The sequence below is a fragment of the Arthrobacter sp. zg-Y1219 genome, from assembly GCF_030125545.1.
Lineage (GTDB): Bacteria > Actinomycetota > Actinomycetes > Actinomycetales > Micrococcaceae > Arthrobacter_B.
The window spans coordinates 317621-343330 of the sequence record NZ_JASKLY010000013.1; the positions used below are offsets into that span (position 1 = coordinate 317621).

General features: G+C 65.5%; 23 protein-coding genes. 18 read left to right on the forward strand and 5 right to left on the reverse strand.

The features are described 5' to 3' along the window. Positions 1-311: 311 nt before the first annotated feature. The gene (gene purB / locus QNO00_RS10730) at positions 312-1733 is read right to left on the reverse strand and encodes an adenylosuccinate lyase (RefSeq protein WP_229966376.1); all 1422 of its coding nucleotides are present in this window, start codon (positions 1731-1733) and stop codon (positions 312-314) included. Positions 1734-1784: 51 nt separating this feature from the next. Further along, on the reverse strand, positions 1785-3557 hold the full coding sequence (locus QNO00_RS10735; protein WP_284024503.1) for a sigma-54-dependent Fis family transcriptional regulator: 1773 nt from the start codon (positions 3555-3557) through the stop codon (positions 1785-1787). Positions 3558-3856: 299 nt separating this feature from the next. On the opposite strand from QNO00_RS10735, the gene QNO00_RS10740 reads away from it, so the two are divergent. From QNO00_RS10740 to QNO00_RS10790, 11 genes are all read left to right on the forward strand, one after another. Continuing rightward, the gene (locus QNO00_RS10740; RefSeq protein WP_229966374.1) at positions 3857-5506 is read left to right on the forward strand and encodes a ferritin family protein; all 1650 of its coding nucleotides are present in this window, start codon (positions 3857-3859) and stop codon (positions 5504-5506) included. A gap of 128 nt (positions 5507-5634) precedes the next feature. Beyond that, entirely contained in the window at positions 5635-6684 is a 1050-nt protein-coding gene (locus QNO00_RS10745; RefSeq protein ID WP_284024504.1) for a 2Fe-2S iron-sulfur cluster-binding protein, read from the forward strand. Positions 6685-6701: 17 nt separating this feature from the next. After that, complete coding sequence (locus tag QNO00_RS10750) at positions 6702-7820, forward strand: aromatic/alkene monooxygenase hydroxylase subunit beta (protein ID WP_229966372.1); 1119 nt, start codon at positions 6702-6704, stop codon at positions 7818-7820. Further along, positions 7820-8170, forward strand: a complete 351-nt coding sequence (mimD, locus tag QNO00_RS10755; protein WP_284024505.1) for a propane 2-monooxygenase effector subunit MimD — start codon at positions 7820-7822, stop codon at positions 8168-8170. Before QNO00_RS10750 ends, mimD begins: the two co-directional genes overlap by 1 nt. Beyond that, complete coding sequence (locus tag QNO00_RS10760; protein WP_284024506.1) at positions 8167-9192, forward strand: NAD(P)-dependent alcohol dehydrogenase; 1026 nt, start codon at positions 8167-8169, stop codon at positions 9190-9192. Before mimD ends, QNO00_RS10760 begins: the two co-directional genes overlap by 4 nt. Before the next feature lie 101 nt (positions 9193-9293). Continuing rightward, a complete protein-coding gene (gene groL, locus QNO00_RS10765) occupies positions 9294-10943 on the forward strand; it encodes a chaperonin GroEL (protein WP_284024507.1) in 1650 nt (549 codons plus the stop codon). 62 nt (positions 10944-11005) lie between these two features. Beyond that, a complete protein-coding gene (locus tag QNO00_RS10770) occupies positions 11006-11656 on the forward strand; it encodes a gluconate 2-dehydrogenase subunit 3 family protein (protein WP_229966368.1) in 651 nt (216 codons plus the stop codon). Continuing rightward, on the forward strand, positions 11656-13224 hold the full coding sequence (locus tag QNO00_RS10775; RefSeq protein WP_284024508.1) for a GMC family oxidoreductase: 1569 nt from the start codon (positions 11656-11658) through the stop codon (positions 13222-13224). Before QNO00_RS10770 ends, QNO00_RS10775 begins: the two co-directional genes overlap by 1 nt. An 8-nt stretch (positions 13225-13232) precedes the next feature. After that, positions 13233-13778, forward strand: coding sequence for a YbhB/YbcL family Raf kinase inhibitor-like protein (locus QNO00_RS10780; protein WP_284024509.1), 546 nt, complete (start codon positions 13233-13235; stop codon positions 13776-13778). 318 nt (positions 13779-14096) lie between these two features. Continuing rightward, positions 14097-14375, forward strand: a complete 279-nt coding sequence (locus QNO00_RS10785; protein ID WP_284024510.1) for a hypothetical protein — start codon at positions 14097-14099, stop codon at positions 14373-14375. Then, on the forward strand, positions 14376-15794 hold the full coding sequence (locus QNO00_RS10790; RefSeq protein WP_284024511.1) for an alpha/beta hydrolase: 1419 nt from the start codon (positions 14376-14378) through the stop codon (positions 15792-15794). On the opposite strand, the gene QNO00_RS10795 is transcribed toward QNO00_RS10790, so the two are convergent. Next, positions 15771-16169 (reverse strand): phage holin family protein, encoded by a 399-nt coding sequence (locus tag QNO00_RS10795; RefSeq protein ID WP_229966363.1) that lies wholly within the window; start codon positions 16167-16169, stop codon positions 15771-15773. The two genes, QNO00_RS10790 and QNO00_RS10795, sit on opposite strands and share 24 nt — an antisense overlap. A 126-nt stretch (positions 16170-16295) precedes the next feature. On the opposite strand from QNO00_RS10795, the gene QNO00_RS10800 reads away from it, so the two are divergent. The 5 genes from QNO00_RS10800 to QNO00_RS10820 all read left to right on the forward strand — a co-directional run bounded on the left by QNO00_RS10800 (position 16296) and on the right by QNO00_RS10820 (position 21707). Next, positions 16296-17435, forward strand: coding sequence for a histidinol-phosphate transaminase (locus tag QNO00_RS10800; protein WP_284024512.1), 1140 nt, complete (start codon positions 16296-16298; stop codon positions 17433-17435). Between the two features lie 145 nt (positions 17436-17580). Further along, complete coding sequence (gene pdhA, locus QNO00_RS10805; protein ID WP_284024513.1) at positions 17581-18864, forward strand: pyruvate dehydrogenase (acetyl-transferring) E1 component subunit alpha; 1284 nt, start codon at positions 17581-17583, stop codon at positions 18862-18864. Further along, positions 18861-19835: an alpha-ketoacid dehydrogenase subunit beta gene (locus QNO00_RS10810; RefSeq protein WP_284024514.1), complete on the forward strand. Its 975-nt coding sequence runs from the start codon at positions 18861-18863 to the stop codon at positions 19833-19835. Before pdhA ends, QNO00_RS10810 begins: the two co-directional genes overlap by 4 nt. Before the next feature lie 81 nt (positions 19836-19916). Continuing rightward, entirely contained in the window at positions 19917-21377 is a 1461-nt protein-coding gene (locus QNO00_RS10815; RefSeq protein WP_284024515.1) for a dihydrolipoamide acetyltransferase family protein, read from the forward strand. A 120-nt stretch (positions 21378-21497) separates the two neighbouring features. Beyond that, the gene (locus tag QNO00_RS10820; protein WP_284024516.1) at positions 21498-21707 is read left to right on the forward strand and encodes a hypothetical protein; all 210 of its coding nucleotides are present in this window, start codon (positions 21498-21500) and stop codon (positions 21705-21707) included. Here the strand turns inward: QNO00_RS10820 and QNO00_RS10825 are convergent. Further along, on the reverse strand, positions 21704-22996 hold the full coding sequence (locus QNO00_RS10825; RefSeq protein WP_284024517.1) for an aminotransferase-like domain-containing protein: 1293 nt from the start codon (positions 22994-22996) through the stop codon (positions 21704-21706). The two genes, QNO00_RS10820 and QNO00_RS10825, sit on opposite strands and share 4 nt — an antisense overlap. Before the next feature lie 47 nt (positions 22997-23043). After that, positions 23044-24012: a helix-turn-helix transcriptional regulator gene (locus QNO00_RS10830; RefSeq protein ID WP_284024518.1), complete on the reverse strand. Its 969-nt coding sequence runs from the start codon at positions 24010-24012 to the stop codon at positions 23044-23046. 494 nt (positions 24013-24506) lie between these two features. On the opposite strand from QNO00_RS10830, the gene QNO00_RS10835 reads away from it, so the two are divergent. Beyond that, on the forward strand, positions 24507-25466 hold the full coding sequence (locus tag QNO00_RS10835) for a lantibiotic dehydratase C-terminal domain-containing protein (RefSeq protein ID WP_229966356.1): 960 nt from the start codon (positions 24507-24509) through the stop codon (positions 25464-25466). A 36-nt stretch (positions 25467-25502) separates the two neighbouring features. Then, positions 25503-25694, forward strand: coding sequence for a hypothetical protein (locus QNO00_RS10840; RefSeq protein ID WP_229966355.1), 192 nt, complete (start codon positions 25503-25505; stop codon positions 25692-25694). Positions 25695-25710: the final 16 nt, after the last annotated feature.

The window sequence follows — 25710 nt, forward strand, 5'->3', positions numbered from 1 at the left end:
CACGTTAAATGTGCTGCGCGTAATGCTTTCTCATACTGGTCGAGTACCTTTACCGGCTCCACGCCGAGGTATCGCTGAATCTTTGTCGTGAACCCCATGACGCCCAGTCTGCCTGTGAACGGGCCACTGCCCAAATGCGGGCCTCGTGTCCGCTTCGGGCTACGAAGCGCAATCGGTAGTGTCCAAAACCGTGTGGAGCAGCTGCGGGAAACCGGTCATGGGCCAACACTAACGGCGGCGGACCGTAAAACGACGACGGCGGGAGGCCGGGTTGCGAAACCCGACCTCCCGCCGTCGTCGTGCTTAGAGGGCTACTTGGTGACGTGGTCCACCAGCGAGTCGGCGATTCCGATGTACTTGGCCGGGGTCAGGTCCAGCAGGCGCGCTTCGGCGTCGGCCGGCAGGCCCAGGCCGGAGACGAATTCGCGCATCCGCTCGGCGTCCACGCGCTGCCCGCGGGTCAGGTCCTTGAGGCGTTCGTACGGGTTTTCCATGCCGGGGGCGCCGGCGATGGCCTCGGCGCGCATGACCATCTGGATGGCTTCGCCGAGCACCTCCCAGTTGGTGTCCAGGTCCGCGGCCAGGACGTCGTCGGCCACGTCCAGGCGCTCCAGGCCCTTGGCCACGTTGGAGATGGCGAGCACCGAGTGGCCGAACGCCACGCCGATGTTGCGCTGTGAGGAGGAATCCGTGAGGTCGCGCTGCCAGCGGGAAGTCACCAGGGTGGACGCCAGAGTGTCCAGCAGGCCGTTGGAGATCTCCAGGTTGGCTTCGGCGTTTTCGAAGCGGATCGGGTTGACCTTGTGCGGCATGGTGGAGGAACCCGTGGCGCCGGCCACCGGGATCTGCTTGAAGTAGCCGATGGAGATGTAGCTCCACACGTCGGTGCAGAAGTTGTGCAGGATCCGGTTGAACCGGGCCATGTCGGCGTACAGCTCGGCCTGCCAGTCGTGGGATTCGATCTGCGTGGTCAGCGGATTCCAGTGCAGGCCCAGGCCCTCGACGAAGCTGCGCGCCACCTGCTGCCAGTCGGCGTCGGGCACCGAAGCGTAGTGTGCCGCGTAGGTGCCGGTGGCGCCGTTGATTTTGCCCAGGTATTCGGTCTTCTCAATGCGGCGCAGCTGCCGGGACAGCCGGTGGGCCGTCACGGCCAGTTCCTTGCCCAGAGTGGTGGGGGTGGCGGGCTGGCCGTGCGTCCGGGAGAGCATCGGCACGGCGCGGGTTTCCTCGGCCATGACTGTGATCCGGTCGACCAGGTCGTGCGCGGCGGGAAGCCAGACATTCTCCACGGCGCCCTTGACGCCCAGGGCGTAGGAGAGGTTGTTGATGTCCTCAGAGGTGCAGCCGAAGTGCACCAGCGAGGTCAGGTTTTCGATGCCGATGGCTGCCAGGCGGCGGCCGATGTAGTACTCCACGGCCTTGACGTCGTGAACCGTGACCTGCTCGATTTCACCCAGTTCGGCTATCGAGTTGCCGTCGAAACCGGAGACGATTTCGCGCAGCTGCGCCTGCTGCTCGGCGCTCAGCGGGGAAGTGCCGGGAAGCACAGCATTGGACGTGAGGTGGATCAGCCACTCGACTTCGACGTGCGTGCGGTCGCGGTTCAGCGCGGCCTCGGACAGGTAGTCCACCAGCGGGGCCGTGACGCCGCGGTAACGGCCGTCCAACGGACCGAGCGCAATGGCGGGAGTGACGGAAGCAAGAGGGACGCGGGAAGCAGCGGAGTCAGCCATGCCGCAATTCTTTCACGGCTCGGCCGCGCTCCCTGCTGTGTGACTTGCGGGTCACCTGATGCCATACGAGCGTTTGCGCCGGTAAATGGTGGCGCGGGACATGCCCAGCGCCGCCGCGGCCCGGGTCATATTGCCGTCGTTCTCCTCCAGCGCCCGCACAATCGCGTCGCGCTGCAGCGCCTCCAACGGTGAGAGGCGGTATTTGCTCAGGGCCCGCACCTCGGCCGGCAGCTGGTCAGTCCCGGCCACACCGGAGCGCTGCCGCAACGTCACATCGCGGAGGATTCCCCGCAGCTGCGCCACGTTGCCGGGCCAGTTGAATTTGGCCAGGTGCTGCAGGGCCTCCGGCGAAAGCGTGACACCGGGCCCCTTGCCGGGCTGCTGCGCCGCCTTGCCGAGCAGATGAGGCACCAGCTCATCCAGATCCTCGATCCGGTGGCGGAGCGCGGAAACCGCCACCGTGTGCTTGAAAAACGGTTGAATGCTGACCTCGAAATCCGGATCATCCACGGTGCTGTCGACGGTTGCCATCAGCCGCCCCCTGCCCTCCGCGGACTGCAGCAGGCCGGACAACGGCTCCACCAGCTCGGTCGGGAGGGTATTAACGTCCCGAAGCAGCAGCTCGAAGTTCTCCTCCTCCACCGCCGCCGCCACGGCATTGAGGTATTCCTCCTTGGTCCGGTGCCCTCCCGGACCCAGGACCTCCAAGCGGGCGGCCGAAGGGAACTGCGCAGCCACCGAGCGGAGCAGTGCGGCGCGGCCGCTGCCGGGTTCCCCGGCAACCAGGAACCAGCCGCCGTCCCGGTAGCAGCGGTCAACCTCCTGCTGGCTCCGGCGCCAGGACGGGCTCCTGCCCACGAGCCCGGGCAGGGTCTGCCGGCCGGGATGTCCTGCCGCGGCAGCGCGGGCCGGCTCCAGCAGCTGGACGGTGAACACGGTGCTTGTGCTGTCGTGATCCGGCGGCTCCGTTGACAGCCGGACGGTCCGCCCGCTGGGCAGCGGCACAATGAAGTTCCGGCCGGCCGGATCCGTGGACTCCAGGGCGTACTCCGCCAGCGAGGCCAGATCCTGTCCGTCCAGGGAGGACCGCAGCTTCCGGTTCATCAGCACCTGATCGCCGCCAAGAGCCAGGATTGCCTGCGATGTCCGCCTGGATGCTCGCAGGAAACCGTTGAACGGGGCGGTCTCCGCTTCTAGGGCCTGGCTCAGGATCCGGTCCTGGATGTGCCGGGCCGCGGTTTTGGCCAGGGTCATGAGGAGACTGCCGCCGTTGGCCGCCCAGGTGGTGAGGTCGAGGACGCCCAGCAGCTTCCCGGACACCGGATGGAGAATCGGCACGCCGGCACAGGACAGGGCCGCCAGATCATCCGTGTAGTGTTCCCGGCCCAGCACCAGGGCCGGCATTCGCATTTCCACGGCAGTGCCAATGCCGTTGGTGCCGACAAACTGTTCCGAGTAGCTGTACCCCCGGGCCAGCCGGACATCGTCCATGGCTGCCTTGATTGTCCGGTCAGCCGTTATCCGCTGGGTGATCACGCCGTCGGCGGTTGTCAGGATCACTGCCACGGGTTCGGCGGCGAGGTTTTCCGCCAGCTGCGCCAGAATCGGGGCGGCCGCCCGGATCAGCGTGGCTTCGGTGTTGGGTTCGCGGATGAATTGGGATTCCGCCCGGTGGGGATGCACCGTCAGCGCGCGGGACCTAAGCCAGGACTGCCGGATCGGTTCCCGCACCGCGGCTTCCGCCTCCGCCGCCTGAGCCGTTAGGAATCGTTCTCTTGCCTCATGCAGCTGGCGCTCGCTGGCGCCCGTTGGCCGGGATCCCATCGCCACACCGCCTTCAGCATTGAAGTCTGCAGTACCGAAAGACCTCCCCCAGGTCCGTTTGGGCGCGCCGAGGGCCGCCTTCGTTTCTGGAGCTTACCGGGCGCGGCTCCGGAAGCCCATCTCAAAATGAGACGCCGTCCCCAGCCCGGTTCCGGTGTCATTGGATCACAGAGGCGGGCCGGCCGAATCGAATCGGCACCCAACCGATGCGCCACCGATGCTTCGGCACTTCGGACCGCCTCCGACCCGCGGGTCCATGACGGCCCCGCGGGTGCCCCAGCCCTAACAAGGAGGCAGCGTTGAGCAGGCAAAGCTTGAGCAAGGCTCACAAGAAGATCAGCGAGTTGTCGTGGGAACCGACCTTCGCCACGCCGGCAACCCGATTTGGCACCGATTACAACTTCACCAAATCCCCCAAGAAGGATCCGCTGAAGCAGATCCTGCGCTCCTACTTCCCGATGGAGGAGGAGAAGGACAACCGCGTGTACGGCGCCATGGACGGCGCGATCCGCGGCAACATGTTCCGCCAGGTGCAGGAGCGCTGGATGGAGTGGCAGAAGCTCTTCCTGTCCATCATTCCGTTCCCGGAGATCTCGGCAGCCCGGGCCATGCCCATGGCCATTGACGCCGTTCCGAATCCGGACCTGCACAACGGGCTGGCCGTCCAGATGATCGACGAGGTCCGCCACTCCACGATCCAGATGAACCTGAAAAAGCTGTACATGAACCACTACATCGACCCGGCAGGGTTCGACATCAGCGAGAAGGCCTTCGCCAACAACTACGCCGGCACCATCGGCCGCCAGTTCGGTGAGGGCTTCATCACCGGTGATGCCATCACCGCGGCCAACATCTACCTGACGGTGGTGGCCGAAACAGCGTTCACCAACACCTTGTTCGTCGCCATGCCTGCGGAAGCCGCAGCCAACGGCGACTACCTGCTGCCGACGGTCTTCCACTCGGTCCAGTCCGACGAGTCACGGCACATCTCCAACGGCTACTCCATCCTGCTGATGGCCCTGGCCGATGAGGACAACCGGGTGCTGCTCGAACGCGACCTGCGGTACGCCTGGTGGAACAACCACTGCGTCGTCGACGCCGCGATCGGCACGTTCATTGAGTACGGCACCAAGGACCGCCGGAAGGACCGGGACAGCTACGCCGAAATGTGGCGGCGCTGGATCTACGACGACTATTACCGCAGCTATCTGCTGCCGCTGGAAAAGTACGGCCTGAAAATCCCGCATGACCTGGTCGAAGAGGCCTGGAACCGCATCGTCAACAAGGGATACGTCCACGAGGTGGCGCAGTTCTTCGCCACCGGCTGGCCGGTGAACTACTGGCGGATCGATCCGATGACTGACCAGGACTTCGAGTGGTTCGAGGAGAAGTATCCCGGCTGGTACAGCAAGTACGGCAAATGGTGGGAAAACTACAACCGGCTGCGCTATCCGGGCGGGCACAAGGCCATCGCCTTCGAAGACGTCGACTACCAGTACCCGCACCGGTGCTGGACGTGCATGGTGCCGTGCCTGATCCGCGAGGACATGGTGACGGAAAAGGTCGACGGACAGTGGCGGACCTACTGTTCCGAAACCTGCGCCTGGACCGACATCAAGGCCTTCCGGCCCGAGTACGAGGGCAGGCCGACGCCGAACATGGGCCGGCTCACCGGAGACCGGGAATGGGAGACCCTCAACCACAACGAGGAGGTTTCCCACATCATCAAGAAGCTCGGCTACGTGCGCGACGACGGCAAGACCCTCATCGCGCAACCGCACCTCGACCTTGATGATCCCAAGAAGCTGTGGACACTCGACGACTTCAAGGGCATCCCCTTCCCCAGCCCCAACGTGACCTTGAACGAAATGTCCGACTCGGAGAGGGAGGCCCACATTGCGGCCTACAAGGCAGGCGGACCGGGAGGCCGCTTCGCGGCCACGGGGTAAGAACCCCCTTGATCACCCGGAAGCGGCGTTATTGCACGCGCCTGGCGCCGCTTCCGGGCCAGCCGGCCGGCCAAGGCCACCGCCACCGTCCGCATTGGCCGGGAGAAAGACACTTGCTAGGAGAAAGAATGGGCAGGAACCACAAAGTCCGCTTCGAACCGGTTGAACTTGAGATCGACGTCGACGAGGACGAAACCGTCCTGGATGCGGCGTTCCGGCAGGGGGTTTCCCTGATGCACGGTTGCCGGGAAGGCCAATGCTCCGCCTGCAAGTCCTTCCTGCTCGACGGCGATGTCCAGATGGACCGGTATTCCACTTTCGCGCTGGCCGAGTCGGAAAGCGAGGAAGGGTACGTCCTGCTCTGCAAGACGCATGTTTACAGTGACTGCGAAGTTGAACTGATCAATTTTGACGAGGACGAGCTGCGCAACGCGGTTCCCCTGCAGAATCTGACCACCTCCGTCACGGCGATCACTGCGCTGACGGCTGACATCGTGTCGCTGAAGCTGCTGCCGGCCGGATCCGCGCGGTTCCAGTTCAAACCGGGCCAGTACGCGGACCTGGTGATCCCCGGCACGCCGGAGCACCGCTCCTTCTCCATGGCAATGACTCCCGACGACGGTCCGGAGCTCGAATTCATCATTAAGAGGTATCCGGGCGGAAGGTTCTCCGCCCTGCTGGAGTCCGAGCTGAAGGTCGGCGACAAACTCGACCTGGCCGGCCCCTACGGATCCTTCACCATCAGGGACAAATCGGAGCGCCCCATCGTCTGCGTGGGCCGCGGCGCCGGGCTGGCGCCGATCCTGTCCCTGCTGCGCCATTTGGCGAAGACGCAGAATCCACGGCCGGTGCATTTCTACTTTGGCGCCCGCGCCGCCGCGGATCTTTTTTATCTGGCCGAGATCAGCGAGCTGGGCAACCAGCTCGCTGACTTCACGTTCATTCCCTGCCTCTCCGACGGCGGTGCGGCGGACGGGACCAACCTGGGGATGGCGGTCGAAGTCGGCCGGGTCACCGACGTCCTCGAACGCCGCGAAGCTGACCTGACCGGGACCGACCTGTACCTGTGCGGGCCGACTCCCATGGTCGACGCCGCCATGGCCTTCCTGGACAGCCAAAATGTCCCGCGCGAGCAGGTCTTCTTCGACAAATTCACAACCACGGTTCCGCAAGACTGAGGAAAGCGAGCATCACCATGAGCACACCCACAGCGGCCAAGCCCGAAAATCCGGAGCGCAGCTTTCCCAAGCCGCAATTCACTGACGCCGAAGCCGGCGCGCTGGAATTCCCGAGCTCCACCAGCCGGTCGTACAGCTATTTCACTCCCGAAAAGCTGCGGGCCACCATGTATGAAGACGTCACTCTCGACGTGCAGCCTGATCCGGAACGACACCTTTATCAGGGCTGGATCTACGGATTCCGTGACGGCCCCGGGGGTTATCCCAAGGAATGGACCGCGCTGAAATCCAGTGACTGGCACCAGTTCCGGGATCCGAACGGCGAGTGGGAACAGACCATTTTCCGCAACAATGCCAATGTGGTCCGCCAGGTGCAGCAGAACCTGGCCAACGCCCAGCTGGCCAAGGCCTATGACAGCTGGACGCCGGCCTGGACCCGGTTCGTGGAACGGAACCTCGGTGCGTGGATGCACGCAGAGCACGGTCTGGGGCTGCATGTGTTCACCGCCGTCCAGCGCTCGGGCCCCACCAACATGATCAACACCGCCGTGGCCGTCAACAGTGCTCACAAGCTGCGTTTCGCCCAGGACCTGGCGCTGTACAACCTTGACCTGAGCGAGGTGGTCGAGGGGTTCAACGGCGACGTGCACCGGGAGGTGTGGCAGACCGATCCGGTCTGGCAGGGTGTCCGGGAAAACGTCGAGCTCCTGACCGCCGCCAGCGACTGGGCCGAGGCAGTCTTCGCCACCAACGTGGTTTACGAGCAGCTCGTCGGCGTGCTGTTCCGGAGCCACCTGGTCATGCAGATCGCTGCCCGCAACGGTGACTACGTCACCCCCAGCCTGGTGGGCTCCGGGGAACACGACTACAGCCGCGACCAGGCCTACACCAGGGCGCTGTTCGCCATGCTGGTGCGCGATGAAGCGCACGGTGAAGCCAACAAAGCGAAGCTGTCCGAGTGGCTGGCGGTCTGGGTGCCCCGAAGCCTGAAGGCGGCACAGGACCTTCAGCCCATCTGGTCCCAGCCGCTGGAACGCGTGATGCCGTTCGCTGAATCATTCGAGGCGGCAAAGGACGGCCTCCGCACCCTGTTGTTGAAGGACCTCGGAATCGACGTACCGAAGGAGCTGAACTGATGAACGAAATGGTATTTGGATCTGGCGCCGGATCCTCGAACATGTGCGGTGTCACCCTCATGAACAACCAGAACGGATATGTCGTTGCCGAGGTCATGGGCCGCAAGCCCGGGGTGAAGCTGGTGGAATTTCCCTCCATGATCCGGGTCGACAGCACCGAGACCCTGACGTTCGATTTCGCCGAGATCGGAGAAGAGCTCGGCCAGGATTTCGACCAGACGGATTTCGAGGAAATCATGTCCACGCACTACGGGCGCATGGTGCATTTCGATGACCGCACCATGCTCTTCGCCAACCCCGAAGAGGCAGCCGAGTACATCGGCTTTGACCTGATGCCGGTCCAGCCGTGAAAGCCGTGCAGCTGGGGCTCTACAACTCCAAGCCGGAACTGGTGGAGGTGCCGCGCCCCACGGTCGACGGGCCGATGGACGTGATTGTCAGAGTGGGCGGCGCGGGCGTATGCCGGACTGACCTTCACATCATCGAGGGCCAGTGGGAGGAAAAATCCGGTGTGCAGCTGCCGTACACCATCGGCCACGAGAACGCGGGCTGGGTCGAGGAGGTGGGCAGCGCCGTCACTAACATCGCCCCCGGAGACCCGGTCATCCTGCATCCGCTGGCGACCTGCGGCCTGTGCCGGGCCTGCCGGGCCGGGGACGACGTGCACTGCGCCAACTCCAAATTCCCGGGCATCGATTCCGACGGCGGCTACGCCGAGTATCTCAAGACGACGGCCCGTTCCGTGGTCAAACTCGATCCGTCCCTCCAGCCGGCGGACGTGGCAGCCCTCGCCGACGCGGGCCTCACCGCGTACCACGCGGTGGCCAAGGCAGCCCGGATCCTGAGGCCCGGCCATCGGGCCGTCATCATCGGAGCCGGCGGGCTCGGCCACATCGGCATTCAAGTCCTGGCGGCTTTGTCCGCAGCGGAAATGATCGTCGTGGACCGTTCCCCGGAGGCCCTGGAGCTGGCCAAGGATCTGGGTGCCCGGCACACCGTGGTGGCCGACGGCGGGCAGGTCGACGCCTTGCTGGCTCTGACCGGCGGAGAAGGCGCCGAGGTGGTGCTGGACTTCGTCGGGGAGGGCGGTGCCATCGAGGATGGCATCGCGATGCTCCGCCAGGCGGGGAGCTATTTCGTGATCGGCTACGGCGGCCGGTTGGAGGTGCCCACGATCGACATCATTTCCAGCGAAATCAACTTCATTGGCAACCTGGTCGGCTCCTACAACGACCTCGTGGAACTGATGTCCCTGGCGGCGGACGGAAAGGTCACCCTGCACACCTCCACTTATCCGCTGACGGAATTCGACACGGCGCTGACTGACCTGGACCAGGGGAGGGTCCGCGGCAGGGCCATCCTGGTCCCGTAAGCCCACAGCGCCAACCCGCCCATTCATCCGCAGCCGCGACAACGGCCCAACCAAGGTACCGAGCAACGGGAAGTCATCGAACTACAGAAGGTGCGTGCTACATGGCAAAAGACCTGAAATTCAATGCGGAAGCCCGTCGGCTGCTGGAGGAGGGCGTCAACGCCCTTGCCGACGCGGTCAAGGTAACGCTGGGCCCCAAGGGGCGCAACGCGATGCTGGAAAAACTGACGGGCCCTCCCACCATCACCAACGACGGCGTGACCATCGCCAAGGAAATCCAGCTGCGCAACCCGTTCTCGAACATGGGCGCGCAGCTGGTCAAGGAGGTGGCCACCAAGACCAACGGCGTCGCCGGGGACGGCACCACCACCGCCACCGTGCTCGCGCAGGCCCTGGTCCGCGAGGGCCTGGCCGCAGTGAACGACGGCGCCAACCCGATGCAGATCAAGCGCGGCATCGAGACGTCGGTGGCCGCCGTCGTCGAGCTCCTTGGTGCGCGCAGCCGCAAGGTGGCGGGGGAGGAGGACCTGCGCCAGGTTGCCACCATCTCGGCCAACAACGACCCGGAGATCGGCAACGTCCTGGCCAGCGCCATGGCCCAGGTCGGGATCTCCGGGGTGGTGACCGTGGAGGAGTGGCCGCAGTTCGGGCTCGGGCTGAGCTTTGTGGACGGCGTCGAGTTTGACCACGGCTACATCTCCCCGTATTTCGTCACGGACAAGAACCGCATGGAGGCCGTACTGGACGACGCCTACGTCCTGCTGACCAATCAGAAGATCACCACGGTCCAAACCCTGATGCCGGTGCTGGAGCAGGTCCAGCGCTCCAACAAGCCGCTGCTGATTCTCTGCGAAAACATGGACGGACCGGCGCTGAGCATGCTGGTGACCAACAACGTCCATGACACGTTCCGGTCCGCTGTCGTGCGGGCACCCGGTTTCGGTCACCGCCGGGTCGCTGAGCTGGAGGACCTTGCGGCCGTCATGGGCGGCACCGTGGTCAGCACCGATTCCGGCGTGAAGCTGGAAAACGTGCGGATTGAGCACCTTGGCCGGGCGCGGCGGATCACCGTGACCGAGCATTCCACCACGATAGTCGGCGGGGCGGGGGCCGAGGAGGAGGTAACCGCCCGCATCCAGCAGATTGAACGGGAGCTGGCCCGGGCGGAAAACGATCACGACCAGGACAATCTCCAGCTGCGGATCGCGCGGCTCTCCGGCAGCGTGGCCGTGATCCGGGTCGGTGCCGCGACCGACGTCGAACTGAAGGAAAAGCAGCACCGGGTCGAAGACTCACTCTCCGCCACCCGGGCGGCGGTGGAGGAAGGCATCGTGGCCGGGGGCGGCACCGCGCTGGTGCAGGCGCAGCCCGCGCTGGCCGGGCTCAACCTGGCCGGGGACGCCGGAATCGGCAGGGACATTGTGCACAGCGCCCTGGAGGAACCCCTGCGGTGGATCGCCATCAACGCCGGGTACGACGGTGAAGAGGCGGTGAAGACGGTGCAGGAATCGAGCGTAGGCACCGGCTTCAACGCCATGACCGGCGAATACGGGGACATGTTTGCAGCCGGCGTGATCGACCCGCTCAAGGTCACCCGTTCGGCCCTGCAGAGCGCCGCGTCCATTGCCGCGCTGCTGCTGACCACGGAGACCCTCGTGGTGGAGGAGGTCCTGAACCATCCGGGGGAGATCTACGCCCCGGGATTCGGCGACCTGGCCGAAGGCATGGTCCGCCCCAGCAACATCTACTAGCTTGCACGGCATCTGTTCCCAGATTTTCAACGCATTTGACTCATTTGATCGAAGGAGATCCGATGAAACTTCCAGCCAAGTATCCATCCCTCAACGCCACGCAGCTGTCGGAGGAGGCCCAGTCCACGCTCATCCGGATCCTCCGGGTAGCGTTCCCGCATCCCGGGTTCCCGGACGGGCCGTACGCCCGGACGGCTGCGAAAATCGCTGCCGAAGCCGCCGCCTCCACCTGGTTCCGCATCGAGCTCGTCCAGGGGCTGGCCACCCTAAACGCCGCCGCTGACGAGCACCGCTTCATCGACCTCTCCGATGAGGAGGCGATGAGCGTCCTGCGCCGCATCGAAGACTCGGTGTTTTTCGGATTCATCCGGCGGACCACGGTGCTGAACTTCTACGATGATCCCGAAGTCTGGGAAGCGCTGGGCTACGAGGGATCGTCCTTTGACCAGGGCGGCTATCTGCATCGGGGCTTCAACGACCTGGACTGGCTCCCGGAGCCCCGGATCGACGAGTCGGAGGAACAGGTGCCGGACCAGGGCCCCCTGCCCTACCGCGTGGCCGCGGTGCCGGTCGCGTCAGCCCGTCCCGCGGCCGCCGGCCAAGCGGCCGGCGGCGGTGCCGTTCCGGCTGCCGCCGCAGCGGCGGGTCCGGATGAACTGTCAGGTGTTGGACCCAGTTCGGGCTTCGCCCGGCGTGAAGCAAGGGGCGAATAGTGGCCAAGATCGAGTTTGACGACAAATCTGCAGTGGTGGTTATCGGCACCGGCGCGGGCGGGGGCACGGTCCTGTATGAGCTGACGAAGTCCGGGGTGCCGGTGGTGGCGTTGGAGGCCGGCGGCCACATCCTCAACGAGGACTACGTCAACAATGAATGGGAGGCCTTCAACCAGATGGCCTGGCTGGATCCCCGGACCACCAGCGGCAGCTGGCGGGTGGCCCGCGACTTCCCAAACCTTCCGGCCTGGATCGTCAAGGCAGTGGGCGGCAGCACCACGCACTGGTCCGGCGCCACACCGCGGTTCAAGGCTCACGAGTTCACGGCACGCTCCACCTACGGCCGGATCGAGGGGGCCAACCTCGAAGACTGGCCGATATCCCTGGCGGATCTTGAGCCGTACTATGACGCGGCCGAAAAAAAGATGGGCAGCACGCACCGCCATGGGCGGCCGGCCCTTCCGGCCAACAACAACTACAAGGTCTTTGCCAACGGCGCCGAGAAGATCGGGTACCGGCATTACGCCACCGGCCCCTACGCCACCAATGCCGAACCCTACGACGGCCGGCCCGCCAGCATCCAGGACGGCTTCAACTTCCAGGGAGACAAAAACAAGTCCAAGTGGTCCACCCTGGTGAGCGAGATCCCCAAGGCGGAAAAAACCGGGCTGCTGGACCTGCGGCCGAACTCGCAGGCCGTGCAGATCACCGTGGATGCGTTCGGAAAGGCGGACGGGGTCATCTACATCGACGCCGACGGCCAGGTGCAGCGCCAGCTGGCCCGGGCCGTGTGCGTGGCCGGCAACGCCATCGAAACGCCGCGGCTGCTGCTCATGTCCGCCGATTCCAGGCATCCGGACGGCCTCAGCAACTATTCCGGCCAGGTCGGGCGCAATTACATGCGCCACACCACCGGATCCGTCTACGCACGCTTCGACCAGCCGGTCCGGATGTACCGCGGAGAGACCATGGCCGGGATCATCGCGGATGAATCACGGCATGACACCGGCCGGGGTTTTTCCGGCGGCTACTACATGGAAACGCTCTCCCTCGGACCGGCCTTCCTCGCCAGCTTCGTGGATCCGGGTACCTGGGGACCGACGTTTGCCCATGTGATGGCGGAGTACCTGAACACCGCCGGAATGTGGATTGTTGGGGAGGACATGCCGCAGGAATCCAACCGGATCACACTGAACAGTGCGGTCACGGATCCGCTCGGGCTGCCGGTCCCCAACGTGCATTTCGACGACCATCCCAATGACGTGGCCATGCGGCAACACGCCTACCAGCAGGCGGACCTGCTGTACTCGGCCGTCGGCTCGGATGACACCACGCACACCCCGCCGTACCCCTCGACCCACAACCTCGGCACGGCCCGAATGAGCTCACGCCCCGAGGACGGCGTGGTCAATGCCTTCGGGCAGTCCCATGAAATCAGCAATCTCTTTGTCTCGGACGGTTCCGTGTTCACCACCGGCGCGGCGGCCAATCCGACCCTGACGATCGTTGCCCTGGCGACGCGGCAGGCGGAATACATCGTCGACCAAATGCACCAGCAATTCATTTAGGAGCAATCATGGCAGCAACAATGACCGAACCGCGTGATCCCTTTGCCGATCTCCCGGGGGTTGCGGAATTCTCCGTGACGTCCGCCGATGTCGACGACGGCGGAGAATGGCCGGTTCCTCAGCGCAGCGGCATCCTCGGCGCCGGCGGCGCTGATGTCTCGCCCCAATTGTCGTGGAGCGGAGCCCCGGAGGGCACCAAGAGCTACGCCGTCACGGTCTACGACCCCAAAGCGCCGACGGGATCCGGGTTTTGGCACTGGGCCGTGGCCGACATCCCCGCCGCGGTTAACGAGTTGGAGACCGGTGCCGGCTCGCCAACGGGAGCCGGCCTGCCCGACGGCGCCTGGCAGCTGGCCAACGATCTCTCCCTCAAGCAGTTCCTGGGTGCCGCTCCTCCTCCCGGAAACGGAGTGCACACGTACTACATAGCGGTTCATGCACTGGATGTGGAATCGCTCGGACTCCCCGAGAACGCCACCCCGGCCTTCTTGGCGTTCAACCTGTACGGCCACACGCTCGGCAGGGGAGTGCTCACCGCCACCTTCGAGCAGTAGGTGAGCCCAGACAGAAGCAACGACGGTCTGAGGAGCATCGGGAGTACCGGCCCGCGCGGCCGGTCCCCACCGGAAACGGGAGTCCGGCCGCGTCGCGGCAGCCGGGCTCCCGTCCGTGTTTCCCACTGTTTCCTCATCAATGAGAGCTGCTCAAGCTTCGCTGCTGTGCGTCCGCTGACCTGTCCTCCACTGCGGCGCCTGCGGCCGCCTCTGCGCGCTTTTATCCACAACTGATCCGAGGACGGCACTGGCCCGTGCGGTTACGTGGGAGAACAGAGGCGCAGGGAACGGAGCAAGCAGTCGGGATAGGGGAAACAAATGGATCCGGTCTACGGGGACAATCCGCCGGGTATGTCGGAAGCAGAAGCCGGAGCCGAATATGTGCAGGCCGCGATTGAGGAGCTGGAGTCGCTGGAACGGGACCTTCCACAGCTGCAGAGGATGGAATGGCGCTCCGAAGCTGCCGACGAGTTCGCGGAATTTCTGCACGGGTGCGTGCGCCGCATGGCCACAACCGTACGCGATTTTGAAGCCGCTGCGGAAGTGCTCGTCCGGTATGCGGGCGAACTGCGGCTGCTGAACGCGGGGGACAGCTAAATGAAGGCCCCGGCGCTCGCATCGACCGAGGATCCCGGCGGTCCCATAGTCAAGGGCGGGTCCAGGGGGCTTGCCGTGGAATACCGCGAGCTCGAAGCAACCGGAGGAAAGCTGGAGGACACCTCCGAACGGCTGCAGGACCTGCGGTTCCGCGGCACGGATCTCTGCTTTCGATTGCGCGGGCTCAGCGCGTTGCCTGAGGCGGCAGCCCGAGCTGCAGATGCGGTGGATGCAGCAGTTCAAGGTCTCCTCCGGGGCATCGAGGAACTGGAGGATGCGGCGCGGCGCCTTCGGAAAGCCGGCGAGAACTATCTCGGGGTTGAAGGACGGGTGGAAAAGGAGCTCAAAGCCCTTCAGCGCGGCGTCCCCGCCCTGGGGCTGGCGTTGTACCTATGGGGCCACAACGGCTGGGGATACCCGGATCGGATAGTCAGCGAACTGATGCTTCCGGACACGGAGGGCGCCGCCGAAAAGCTGGAGTCCAGGCTCAGCCGCCACGGGTTCCTCGGACCGATCGCCGTCAGCAAACAGGCCGGAAACCACGGGAAGGTCCGGCTGGGCGGCACCGCCCGGAGTCTCCTGGAACGCGTCCGCCTCCTGGAGGAGGAGGACGCCGGCGTCATCGAAATTCTCACGGTTGTCCGCGGCGGTCAGCGGCTGCAGATCGTCACGCTGCCCGGAACGCAGGACGATCCAGCACCGGGTATATCGAATCCGTTCGATAGTCTCGGGAACGTCGAAGGCATGGGCGGGGACAGCCGGTATGTGGCCGAAGCCGTTGCCCAAGCCCTGCGGCAGTCCGGAGCATCACCCGGGGATTCAGTCATTCTGACGGGCTACAGCGAGGGCGGAATTCATGCGGTCAACATCGCTGCGCGACTGGCGCAGGACGGAGAGTTCACCATGGAAATGGTTTTGACTGCGGCCGCGCCGCGCGGGGGCCGGGACCTTCCCGCGGGCGTCAGGGCGTTGCATTTGGAGCATGCCGAGGATTGGGCCACCGGCGCCGACGGGGCATCAAACCCCGATACCCCCGATCGCATCACCGTCACGGGCACTGCGCCGGTGCCCGAGGGAGACGACGGCGGCCTGGGTCCGGCGCATCAGCTCGATGTCTACCTGGACCTTGCCGCACAGGCGGACGCCAGCAGTGATCCTTCGCTGAAGGAGTCACTGGTGCACCTGGCCGAGGTCATCGCGCCCGGAACCATTGCCACGCGGGGCCTGTTCAAGCTCTCCAGGAAACCGGCTTCCCAATCTCCTGCGCAGCGGCCGCCCCGGCAGGGAACGGTCCCGGCGCTGCCCCCGCCCCGGCAAGGAACGGTCCCGCCCCTGCCGAAACCGGTGTCGCCGCTGCCGATGCCGGTGGGTCCAGCCGCGCCGCCGGGAAGCTGGTTACCGGCGGGTCCCGGTCAGTGAGCCCGCCACCAGGGACACCACGCTGACAATGATCGAGGCCAGGATGCCCGTCCAGAAGAAGGAGTCCACTGCCAGTTCCACCGGCGTATAGCTGCTCAGCCAGGAGGTGAGCATGAGCATCCCCGCATTGATGACGATCGTGAAGAGGCCCAGGGTCAGGATGGTCAGCGGCAGCGACAGCAGCTTGACGACCGGACGGATCAGGGCATTGACGAGGCCGAAGAGCAACCCGATGAAAAGGTAGGCGAGCACCAGATCGACAGTGGGATCGCCGGTCAGGGCGCCGCCGGTTTCGATGACCGCGATGCCGGGCAGCAGCAGGCCTGCCACCCACACTGCCAGGGCGTTGATGAGGATCCGAATCAGAAAGCGCATGCCTACATGCTGGCACACCGTCCGCCGCGTTTGCCGTTCTGGCCGGCCGCGGTCCTGTGTGGCGTCGTGGTGTCATACGCCGCGGCCGTGCCTCTGCCGGGAAGCGGACGCTATTAGGGTTGAGGGATGACGACTACCGAGAATGACACCAACGCAGCTGACGTTCCGGCCCCGGAGATCCGTCCCCGCAGCGTAATGGGTGCTCTGCCCCGCTACACGGCCGGAAAGCCGCCGGCCGTCATCGACGGACTGGAAAGTTACAAGCTCTCCTCCAACGAAAACCCCTTTCCTCCGCTTCCGGCGGTCCTGGAGGCGATCAGCGGCCGGCAGGACATTAACCGCTACCCGGATCCGCTCTCCACCGCTCTGCGCACCGAGCTGGCCTCTTTCCTGGACGTCCCGGCTGATGACATCGTCACCGGCGGCGGAAGCCTTGGTGCACTGAACCAGCTGCTGGCCACCTTCGCCGGCCAAGACGAAAACGGCGTGCAGGACCAGGTCATCTACCCGTGGCGTTCCTTTGAGGCGTATCCCATCAGCGTGGGGCTGTCCGGCGCCGAGAGCGTCCAGGTGCCGCTCCGGGAGGACGGCACGCATGATCTCGAGGCGATGGCCGCCGCCGTCACTCCGCGGACCCGCGTGGTCCTGCTTTGCACTCCCAACAACCCCACCGGCCCGGCACTGACGGCCCGCCAGGTGGAGGAGTTCCTGTCCAAGGTGCCTTCCGACGTGATTGTCGTGATCGATGAAGCCTACGAGGACTTCGTCCGCGACCCCGAGGCGGTGAACGGCATTGACATGTACCGCCGGCACCCCAACGTGGTGGTGCTGCGGACCTTCTCGAAGGGGGCGGGACTGGCCGGACTTCGGGTCGGGTACTCGGTCTCACACCCGCCGATCACGCAATACCTGCGGGTGGCTGCCGTGCCGTTTGCCGTCTCCCAGCTCGCCGAAACCGCAGCGGTCACGTCGCTGCGGCACCACGGGGAACTTGTGGAAAGAATACAAGAACTGGTGAAAGAGCGGGCACGCGTGGTCAACGGGCTCAGGGCGCTCGGGTGGCGGATTCCGGACGCGCAGGGAAACTTTGTCTGGCTGGCACTCGGCGACAATACCCCCGAGTTTGCAGCGTTGGCGGAGCAGAGGGCCATCGCCGTCCGGGCTTTCGGCACGGAAGGGGTTCGGGTCACCGTCGGTGAGGAGGAAGCCAATACGCGATTCTTGGATCTCTGTGCGACCTATACAAAGGGACCACGCGTTTCCTAGCGTGTCCTAAGTGCGGTCCGGGCCTGTGCGCTCGTTAGGCTGAGGGAAGTAAGTTCCGCATATATGCTCCCCGGGGTGATCTATTCCCCGGCGGGCATATATCTAGCACGGGTCGGCCAGGTGGCTGTCCCGGCGAGGAGTAAGCATGGACCTCAAACACTCGCCTGCCCGAACGGCAGCCGGTGATGGCTCCCGCCTGCCCGGCGGCGCCGGCGGCGCCGTGGGCGCCGGCTCGAGCGCCGGCGGCGCCCCGGTAACCAGCCGTGGCCAGAGCGGCACCGCCGCCCCGGACACCGCTGCACCGACCGCCGCCGGCCCTGCCGACGGCACCGGCATGGTGCAGCTGCTGACCCCCGAAGGGGAGTGGCTGGACGACAGCAGCTACGGCGCCTATGCCGCCGAGCTGGGCGCTGAGGAGCTGCGCGGGCTGTATCGGGACATGTTCACGATTCGCCGCTTTGACCAGGAAGCCACGGCGCTCCAGCGGCAGGGCGAACTCGTGATGTGGGTGCCCATGACCGGGCAGGAAGGTGCGCAGATCGGATCGGGCCGCGCTCTGCAGCCCCAGGACTATGTGTTCCCGACCTACCGCGAGCACGGCGTCGCGCTGACCCGCGGCCTGGAACTGTCCCACCTGCTGCGCCGTTTCCGCGGCATTTCGCACGGCGGCTGGAACCCCAGCGAGGCCAATTTCCACCTCTACACCCTGGTCCTGGCCGCACAGGTGCCGCACGCCGTCGGCTACGCGATGGGAATGGCCCGGGACCAGGCAGCGGAACCGCAGCTCCCCGAGGCAGCCACAGTGGCCTACTTCGGTGACGGCGCCAGCTCCGAGGGCGATGTCCATGAGGCCATGGTCTTCGCCGCCTCGTATGACGCCCCTGTCGTCTTCTTCTGCCAGAACAACCACTGGGCCATTTCGGTGCCCACTGAAGTGCAGTCCAGGATTCCGCTCGCCAACCGCGCCAAGGGCTACGGTTTCCCCGGCATCCGCGTGGACGGCAACGACGTCGTCGCTGTCCACGCGGTGACCCGCTGGGCGCTGGAACACGCCCGCTCCGGAAAGGGGCCGGTGCTGATCGAGGCCTTCACCTACCGGATGAGCGCCCACACGACCGCCGATGACCCCACCAAGTACCGGCTCAGCGCCGATGAGGAAGCCTGGGTTTCGCGCGATCCGCTGACCAGGCTGGAGAAGCACCTGCGCGCGGCGGGCCTTGCCGATGATGCCTTCTTCGACACGCTGGCCAAGGACGGACAGGCGATGGCCGACAAGCTCCGCGAGGACGTCCTGGCCATGCAGGCACCCGGATTCGAAGACGCCTTCACCGATGTGTATGCCGAAGCGCACCCGCTGATCCAGGAGGAACTGGACTTCCACCGCCGGTACGAGGCCGGCTTCGCCGACTCCCAGGAGCCCACCGCATGAGCACCATGACCATGGCCAAGGCCATCAACGCCGGGCTGCGTGCCGGTCTCGCGGCCAACCCAAAGTCCCTGCTCATGGGCGAAGACATTGGCGACCTCGGAGGCGTGTACCGTGTCACCGAAGGGCTGAAGGCGGATTTCGGCGCCAGCAGGGTCATGGACACGCCGTTGGCGGAATCGGGCATCATCGGCACCGCCATCGGACTCGCGCTGCGCGGCTACCGACCGGTCTGTGAAATCCAGTTCGACGGGTTCGTCTTCCCGGGGTTCAACCAGATCACCACCCAGTTGGCCAAGATGCACTCGCGCAGCGAAGGCGCCCTCAGTGCCCCGGTGGTCATCCGCATTCCCTACGGCGGCGGAATCGGTTCCATTGAACACCACTCCGAATCCCCCGAAGCACTGTTTGCGCACACTGCGGGACTGCGCATCCTGACGCCGTCGAACCCGCAGGACGCCTACTGGATGATTCAGCAGGCCATGACGTGCCAGGATCCGGTGATCGTTTTCGAACCGAAGCGGCGCTACTGGCTCAAGGGCGACGTGGACACCGAACAGCCCACCGGAGACCCCTTCGCTGCCCATGTGCTGCGGAAGGGAACCGACGCCACAATCGTGGCTTACGGACCGCTGGTGCCGGTGGCCCTGGCCGCCGCGAAGGCCGCCGAGGAAGACGGGCGGAGCGTCGAAGTGGTGGACCTGCGCTCGATTTCCCCCATCGACTTCGACACCGTAACGGAGTCGGTCCGCAAGACCGGCCGGCTGATTGTGACCCACGAGGCCCCCACCTTCGGCGGCATCGGCGGCGAGATTGCAGCCCGCGTCACCGAGCGCGCGTTCCTGTCGCTGGAGGCGCCGGTCATCCGCGTCGGCGGGTTCCACATGCCCTATCCCGTGGCCAAGGTCGAAGAGCACTACCTGCCGGACATCGACAAACTGATGGATGCCCTGGACCGCTCCTTCGCCTTTTAGCCCGTTCCCTGCGCTGACGGATCGGGCAGCCGGCCGGAAGGCCCATCCATGAAGCTTGCCGCACACGAAGATTGAGAAGCCATGACTGAGAGAACGTTCCACCTTCCCGACGTTGGAGAAGGCCTGACCGAGGCTGACATTGTCGAGTGGAAGGTCAAGGCCGGAGACACGGTTGCCGTCAACGATGTGATCGTTGAGATTGAAACCGCCAAGTCGCTGGTGGAGCTGCCCTCGCCCTACGCCGGCACGGTCTCGGCACTGTTGGTGCAGGAAGGCCAGACCGTCGACGTCGGATCGCCGATCATCAGCGTCACTGCCGGTTCCCCGGCGGACGACGGCGGCCAACAGCCGGGTGCTCCGATGACTCCGGCGCCCGTTCCGGCGGCAGCGCACGACGACGAGCAGCCCAGCGCCTCGCTCACCGGCACCGGTCCCAAGGCCGACGCCGTGAAGCGCCGGCCGCGGGTCAGCCGGCCTGCCGCCACCCCCGCTGAGCCTGCCACGGCCACCGCAAACCCGGCCGAGGCCACGCCCTCCGCTCCCTTGAGTGAAACCGCCGGCGTGCCCGCGCCGCCCTCCTCGCAGCCGGCAGGCCAAGATCCCCGCCCGCAGAGCGTCGCCTCTGCCGGCGCCGCCGTGCAGGATACCCTCAGCCGCCTGATCCAGCGGGTGCTGGCGAAGCCGCCGGTGCGCAAGGCGGCGAAGGACCTGGGCATCAACCTCGCCGACGTCCCGGCAACCGGTGCCAGCGGCGAAGTGACCAAGCAGGACCTGATCAGCTATCAGGCCCAGCGTGATTCCGAGCAGGACTCGGCCGACACCTTCTGGGCCGGGGCCCAGCAGCCACGGGATCAGCGGATTGAGCGCGTTCCGGTGAAGGGGGTGCGTCGGGCCACCGCCAAGGCGATGGTCGAAAGCGCGTTTACCGCTCCGCACGTGAGTATTTTCGTGGACGTGGATGCCTCCCGCACCATGGAATTCGTGAAGCGGCTGAAAGCCTCGCGCGATTTCGAAGGAATCAAGGTTTCCCCGCTGCTGATCCTGGCCAAGGCGGTCATCTGGGCGGCGGCCCGCAACCCCTCGGTCAACGCGACCTGGGCGGGCGAGGAGATCCTGGTCAAGCACTTCATGAACCTCGGCATCGCTGCAGCCACGCCGCGCGGCTTGATGGTGCCGAACATCAAGGATGCCCAGGACCTGTCCCTGAAGGAACTGGCAGTGGCGCTCAACGCCCTGGCGACCACCGCACGCGCCGGCAAGACGCCGCCTGCCGACATGCGGGGCGGCACCCTGACCATCACCAACATCGGCGCGCTCGGCATCGACACCGGAACGCCGATCATCAACCCCGGGGAAGTCGCGATCGTGGCCTTTGGCACGATCAAGCAAAAGCCCTGGGTGCTCGACGGCGAAGTCATCCCGCGCTGGATAACCACGCTGGGCGGCTCGTTCGACCACCGCGTGGTGGACGGTGATCTTTCGGCGCGGTTCATGGCCGACGTCGCCTCGATCCTCGAGGAACCGGCGCTGCTGCTGGACTAATCCGGGCGGGCTGCCGGGGATGCGTCTGGCCGGGTAGCGGCAGCGGACTGGCCGGTTTGGCCGCTGCTGCGGGTCGCCGGCGCTGCGGTCCCGCGTCCGGGCGGATACGATCAGGGGACCATGACAAATCCTCGCAGCCCCCAGAGCCAAGGCGGCGCCCCGCAGATCGACTGGAAACGCACGGTCATGCTGCTCGCTGTGGCGTTTATCGTCTCCAGCCTGCTCATCATCCTGTTTCCGGGCCTGGGCACGATTTGGCGCTTGTTGATCATCATTGCCCTGTTCGCCGTCGTCTTTCCCTTCCTGGAGCGGCGCCGGCGGAACCGCTAACCGGCAGCGGCATCCAGCGCCCGGCGCAGCACCGGGGCCAGCCGCCGCACTCCTTCACGGATGTCCTCCTCGGACACGGCGCTGAACGCCAGGCGCAGCTTGTTGGAGGGCTCATCCGACGGGGTGAAGGCAGCGCCCGGAATGAAGACCACGCCGGCGTCGATGGCCTCGTACAGCAGGGGATAGGTGTCCACGCCCTCCGGAAGGCTGAGCCACACGAAGAACCCGCCGTCGGGCACCGTCCAGCTCACGCCGTCGGGCAGGTGCTCTGACAGTGCCGAAAGCATGGCGGCGCAGCGAGCCGCATACAGTACCCGCGAGTTCCGGATGTGCTGCATCCAGTCATAGTCCCGCAGGTAAGCGGAGACCAGCATTTGGGTCAGCGGCGACGGGCAGAGGACCACGGCTTCGCAGGCCAGGTAAAAGCGGCGGTGCAGGTGTGTGGGAACCAGTGCCCAACCCACGCGCACGCCGGGCGCAAAGATCTTCGAGAACGAGCCCAAATACAGGACGTCGTGCGGATTTCCGGCGCGCAGCGGCGTCAGCGGCCGGCCGTCAAAGCGCAGCATGCCGTACGGATTGTCTTCGAGGATGAGGATGTTCGCGTCGGCGCAGATGTCGACGATCCGCTGCCGGCGGCCGGCCGCCAGGGTGACGCCGCTGGGGTTGTTGAAGCTGGGAATCGTGTACAGCATCTTGATGGACTTGCCCTGCCCGCGCAGCGCGGCGATCTTCTGCTCCAAGGCCTCGGGAACCAGGCCCTCGCTGTCCGTCGGCACGGCGTGCACATCCACCTCATAGGCTTCGAATGCGTTGAGGGCGCCCACATAGGTGGGGTCCTCGCAGAGCACCACGTCGCCGGGGTTGCAAAAGACCTTCGCGGCGACATCCTGTGCTGACTGTGATCCGGTGGTGATGACGACGTCGTCGGGATCGGCGTCGGGGATTCCTTCGGCCGCCATCACCTCACAGGCCTGGCGCCGCAGTTCGGCCATGCCCTGCCCGGCTCCGTACTGCAGCGATTCCAGGCCGTGGTCGGCAATGATGCTGCGTGCCGACTCGCCCAGCTCCTTGAGGGGCAGGGAGCGCAGGTAGGGGCTGCCGCCTGCCAGGGACACCAGCCCGGGCCGGATGGAGATGTCGAAAACATCGCGCACGGCCGACTGCTTGATGTGGAACGCCCGGTCCGAGAACAGCGCTTCATGGCGGTGGGTCGACGCGACAGCCCGCTCAAGGGCAGTCTGAGTCTCCGCGTTAAGGGCAGTGGCGGAGGTCTCCTCGAAAGTCATCCCCATATCCTAGCCGCTTCAGTTCACGCGGAGACAACATTCGTTGTCTAAATCCAGCCTGCCCGGTGCGCCTTCACTCCGGCCTGAAACCGGCTTTCCGCGCCAAGGTCCTCCAGCATTTTGGCAATGTGCCGGCGGCAGGTCCGCACGCTGATCCCCAACCTCCGGGCGATGACCTCATCTGACTGCCCCGAGGCGAGGGCACGGAGGATTGACCGCTGCAGGCTGCTCAGCTGCCCTGGCTGCGGGTCTTCTGCCAGGAACGGCTCGCCAAGTTCCCAGGCAAAATCGAACATGCGCACGAAGAGGTGAATCAGGTGGGGGTCGCGGACGACCAATCCGGCCCGGTCATCAGCACACCGCGCGCGCGGAACCACGGCCACCTTGCCGTCGAAGATCACGATCCGCAGCAGCATGTGCGGGAGGGTCCGGAATTCGCCGCCTGCTGCCGTGACAATCTCCACTGCCCTGCGGGTGGGCATGTGGTCCCGGATGCTGGAATGGTAGAGCGTCCGGCGCCGCACCCCCTGCCGCAGCAGATCGACATCCTTCTGGATGCTTTCCTCCTGCGCGTCGGCAGTGGCTCCCGGGCCGGGGCGCGCCATCAGGACGCAGTCGGATGCGGAGCGGCCGTACTCGATGAGGACGCTCATCACCTGGTCCGGGTCCTCCAGGACTTCGACGGCGGCATCGGTGGAAGCCTGCCGGCTGGCTTCGGCAAAGACATGGGCAAGGCCGGCCAGCTCCCGACGGGTCGCGGCGATCCTCGAGCGCAGATCGAGCAGCGCACGTTCGTCCGGGTCTACGAGTTCCGCCAGTGCGACGTCCGGCGAGACTGCCGCGAACCTGCTCCGGGGGCCTTCGTTGGCCCGCATCAGCAGGCGCCGCTCCATGAGCTGCTCGATGGCCGATTCGATGGAGCGCGTGGTGAAGCCCAGCGCCTCGGAGGCTTCGTCAACCCTCCAGCCGGGACTGCTGACGGCGTACCGGTACACGGCCAGACATACATCATCCACTGCAGCGGCTCCTTTCGGTGGTGCTGAGGCTACCCTATCCATCGGCGGTCCGCGCACGGTGGCGGCCGGCTTCCGGTCCGACAGATGGAAAGGCTGACATGGCCAGTTAATGCCACTAACCCCTGAGCCTCGGCTGACGGCTGGAAAATGCCGGTTTGCTGCGCTGATCTCGGGCGTTTCCGTTGGGCTGGGGGCGGGGGCCGGCGGCACCGGGGGTGAAACGGGGCATGACAGGAACCGGGCACCGGAAGGGGTAGACGAAGACTCGCGGGGCGGGGGAAGCTTTCGGAGTCAATCACTCGCACAGGCTGGGGATCAGCCGCAGGCACAGGAGGGGGAACGAAAATGACCAGCAAGGTTTGGGACTGGCTCTAAGGGATGCCCCTTAGGGGGCCTGCATCAACACCTTTACGACAACACCTTCACTACGAGAAAACTGCAAGACCCCGCCCAGCGGCGGTAGCCAAGCAACAACCCCGGAGGGGATGCATGCCATGAGTCAGCTGACAGCAGTTCGAAACGCCTCACGAACTCACTCAACCGCACAATGGTGGACGCTCTCCTTCTACACCGGGGGCTTCGATGTAGCGGACGGCATCATTGGAGAGTTGGTTACCCCGCTGGCGGCCCAGGCACAGGCCAAGGGAGCCCGCCGATGGTATTACACGAGGTGCATGGAGCCGGCAAACGCGCACGTGCGGCTCAGGATCCTGGCGGAACCCGAGGTCTTGGAGCGGCTGAAATTCCTGCTGGCGGCGCTCCGGGACCAGGCATCGGGAGTCATCGGCCACCTGGAGGTGACCCACGAGTACAGTGAACCGGCAACTGACCGCCCGAACCCCGGCGGTACAGAGCAGCAAAATCTGCGGATGGAAGCAGATTTGGCCAAGTACGGAGGGGTCGAAGGCCTTGCCCTCGCCGAAGAAGTTTTTGAGCTCTCATCCGACCTCGGGGCATGGGCGACGGCGCGCTTTCCCAAGGTCCAGAACAGGTGGGCCCTCGGCTCCCTGCTGCTCTTTGATTCGGCACGGGCAATGATGAAGGGCCCGCGCTCGGCCAGCTGGCCGGACCGCCGGCGGATCTCCTGGGACTATTACTGGGACAGCCATCTGCGCAGCTGCACGTCAGGCTTTGGTTCGCGGGCCGCCAGCGTGCGGCAGGCGATGACGGTCCAAGTGGCGGCAAAGGTCATGCCCACCCAGCGGCTGATGGCGGCAACGGCGGCTGAATCGGCAGTGGAGAACTGGCGTCGACGCTGGTTTCGGACCATAGACACGTATCTGTACCGCGCCGACAAAGCCCGGCTGAGCCGAAGCGCCCAGCACCTCACCGTCTACCAGGCACACATGCTTCTCAACCGGCTGGGACTGTCGCTCCGTGAAGAAGCGGCTTTGGGACTGTACGCCCGGAGCTGGAGCGTTGAACGCGAAGCAGCACTCCTCGACAGGCATTAGGCCGGCCGAAGACCCAACATCAGGAAGGAAGCCGCAGTGGCTAGTCGCAATGAGTTGGTGGTAGCGGCCAACTCCCGGGATCTCTCTGAAGTCCTGGGATGCTCCGAAGACGTTGTCGACGTCCTTCGGGACCAAGGCATGGTGGAGTCTCATGGAGAGCTCTGGGATGTTGGCCCCGCACGGGACTACCTGCGGGATGCGGCGTGGGCCGGCGGATTTTGGGACTAGCGCCGATGAAGAGAGG

Excerpts from the sequence above, each read along its gene's own strand:
- QNO00_RS10815 (WP_284024515.1), top strand. The coding sequence starts at position 19,917 with ATGACTGAGAGAACGTTCCACCTTCCCGACGTTGGAGAAGGCCTGACC.
- QNO00_RS10750 (WP_229966372.1), top strand. The coding sequence starts at position 6,702 with ATGAGCACACCCACAGCGGCCAAGCCCGAAAATCCGGAGCGCAGCTTT.
- QNO00_RS10735 (WP_284024503.1), bottom strand. The coding sequence starts at position 3,557 with ATGGGATCCCGGCCAACGGGCGCCAGCGAGCGCCAGCTGCATGAGGCA.
- groL (WP_284024507.1), top strand. The coding sequence starts at position 9,294 with ATGGCAAAAGACCTGAAATTCAATGCGGAAGCCCGTCGGCTGCTGGAG.
- QNO00_RS10770 (WP_229966368.1), top strand. The coding sequence starts at position 11,006 with ATGAAACTTCCAGCCAAGTATCCATCCCTCAACGCCACGCAGCTGTCG.
- QNO00_RS10820 (WP_284024516.1), top strand. The coding sequence starts at position 21,498 with ATGACAAATCCTCGCAGCCCCCAGAGCCAAGGCGGCGCCCCGCAGATC.
- QNO00_RS10835 (WP_229966356.1), top strand. The coding sequence starts at position 24,507 with ATGAGTCAGCTGACAGCAGTTCGAAACGCCTCACGAACTCACTCAACC.
- QNO00_RS10825 (WP_284024517.1), bottom strand. The coding sequence starts at position 22,996 with ATGACTTTCGAGGAGACCTCCGCCACTGCCCTTAACGCGGAGACTCAG.
- QNO00_RS10795 (WP_229966363.1), bottom strand. The coding sequence starts at position 16,169 with ATGCGCTTTCTGATTCGGATCCTCATCAACGCCCTGGCAGTGTGGGTG.
- QNO00_RS10800 (WP_284024512.1), top strand. The coding sequence starts at position 16,296 with ATGACGACTACCGAGAATGACACCAACGCAGCTGACGTTCCGGCCCCG.
- mimD (WP_284024505.1), top strand. The coding sequence starts at position 7,820 with ATGAACGAAATGGTATTTGGATCTGGCGCCGGATCCTCGAACATGTGC.
- purB (WP_229966376.1), bottom strand. The coding sequence starts at position 1,733 with ATGGCTGACTCCGCTGCTTCCCGCGTCCCTCTTGCTTCCGTCACTCCC.
- QNO00_RS10745 (WP_284024504.1), top strand. The coding sequence starts at position 5,635 with ATGGGCAGGAACCACAAAGTCCGCTTCGAACCGGTTGAACTTGAGATC.
- QNO00_RS10790 (WP_284024511.1), top strand. The coding sequence starts at position 14,376 with ATGAAGGCCCCGGCGCTCGCATCGACCGAGGATCCCGGCGGTCCCATA.
- QNO00_RS10810 (WP_284024514.1), top strand. The coding sequence starts at position 18,861 with ATGAGCACCATGACCATGGCCAAGGCCATCAACGCCGGGCTGCGTGCC.
- QNO00_RS10785 (WP_284024510.1), top strand. The coding sequence starts at position 14,097 with ATGGATCCGGTCTACGGGGACAATCCGCCGGGTATGTCGGAAGCAGAA.
- pdhA (WP_284024513.1), top strand. The coding sequence starts at position 17,581 with ATGGACCTCAAACACTCGCCTGCCCGAACGGCAGCCGGTGATGGCTCC.
- QNO00_RS10780 (WP_284024509.1), top strand. The coding sequence starts at position 13,233 with ATGGCAGCAACAATGACCGAACCGCGTGATCCCTTTGCCGATCTCCCG.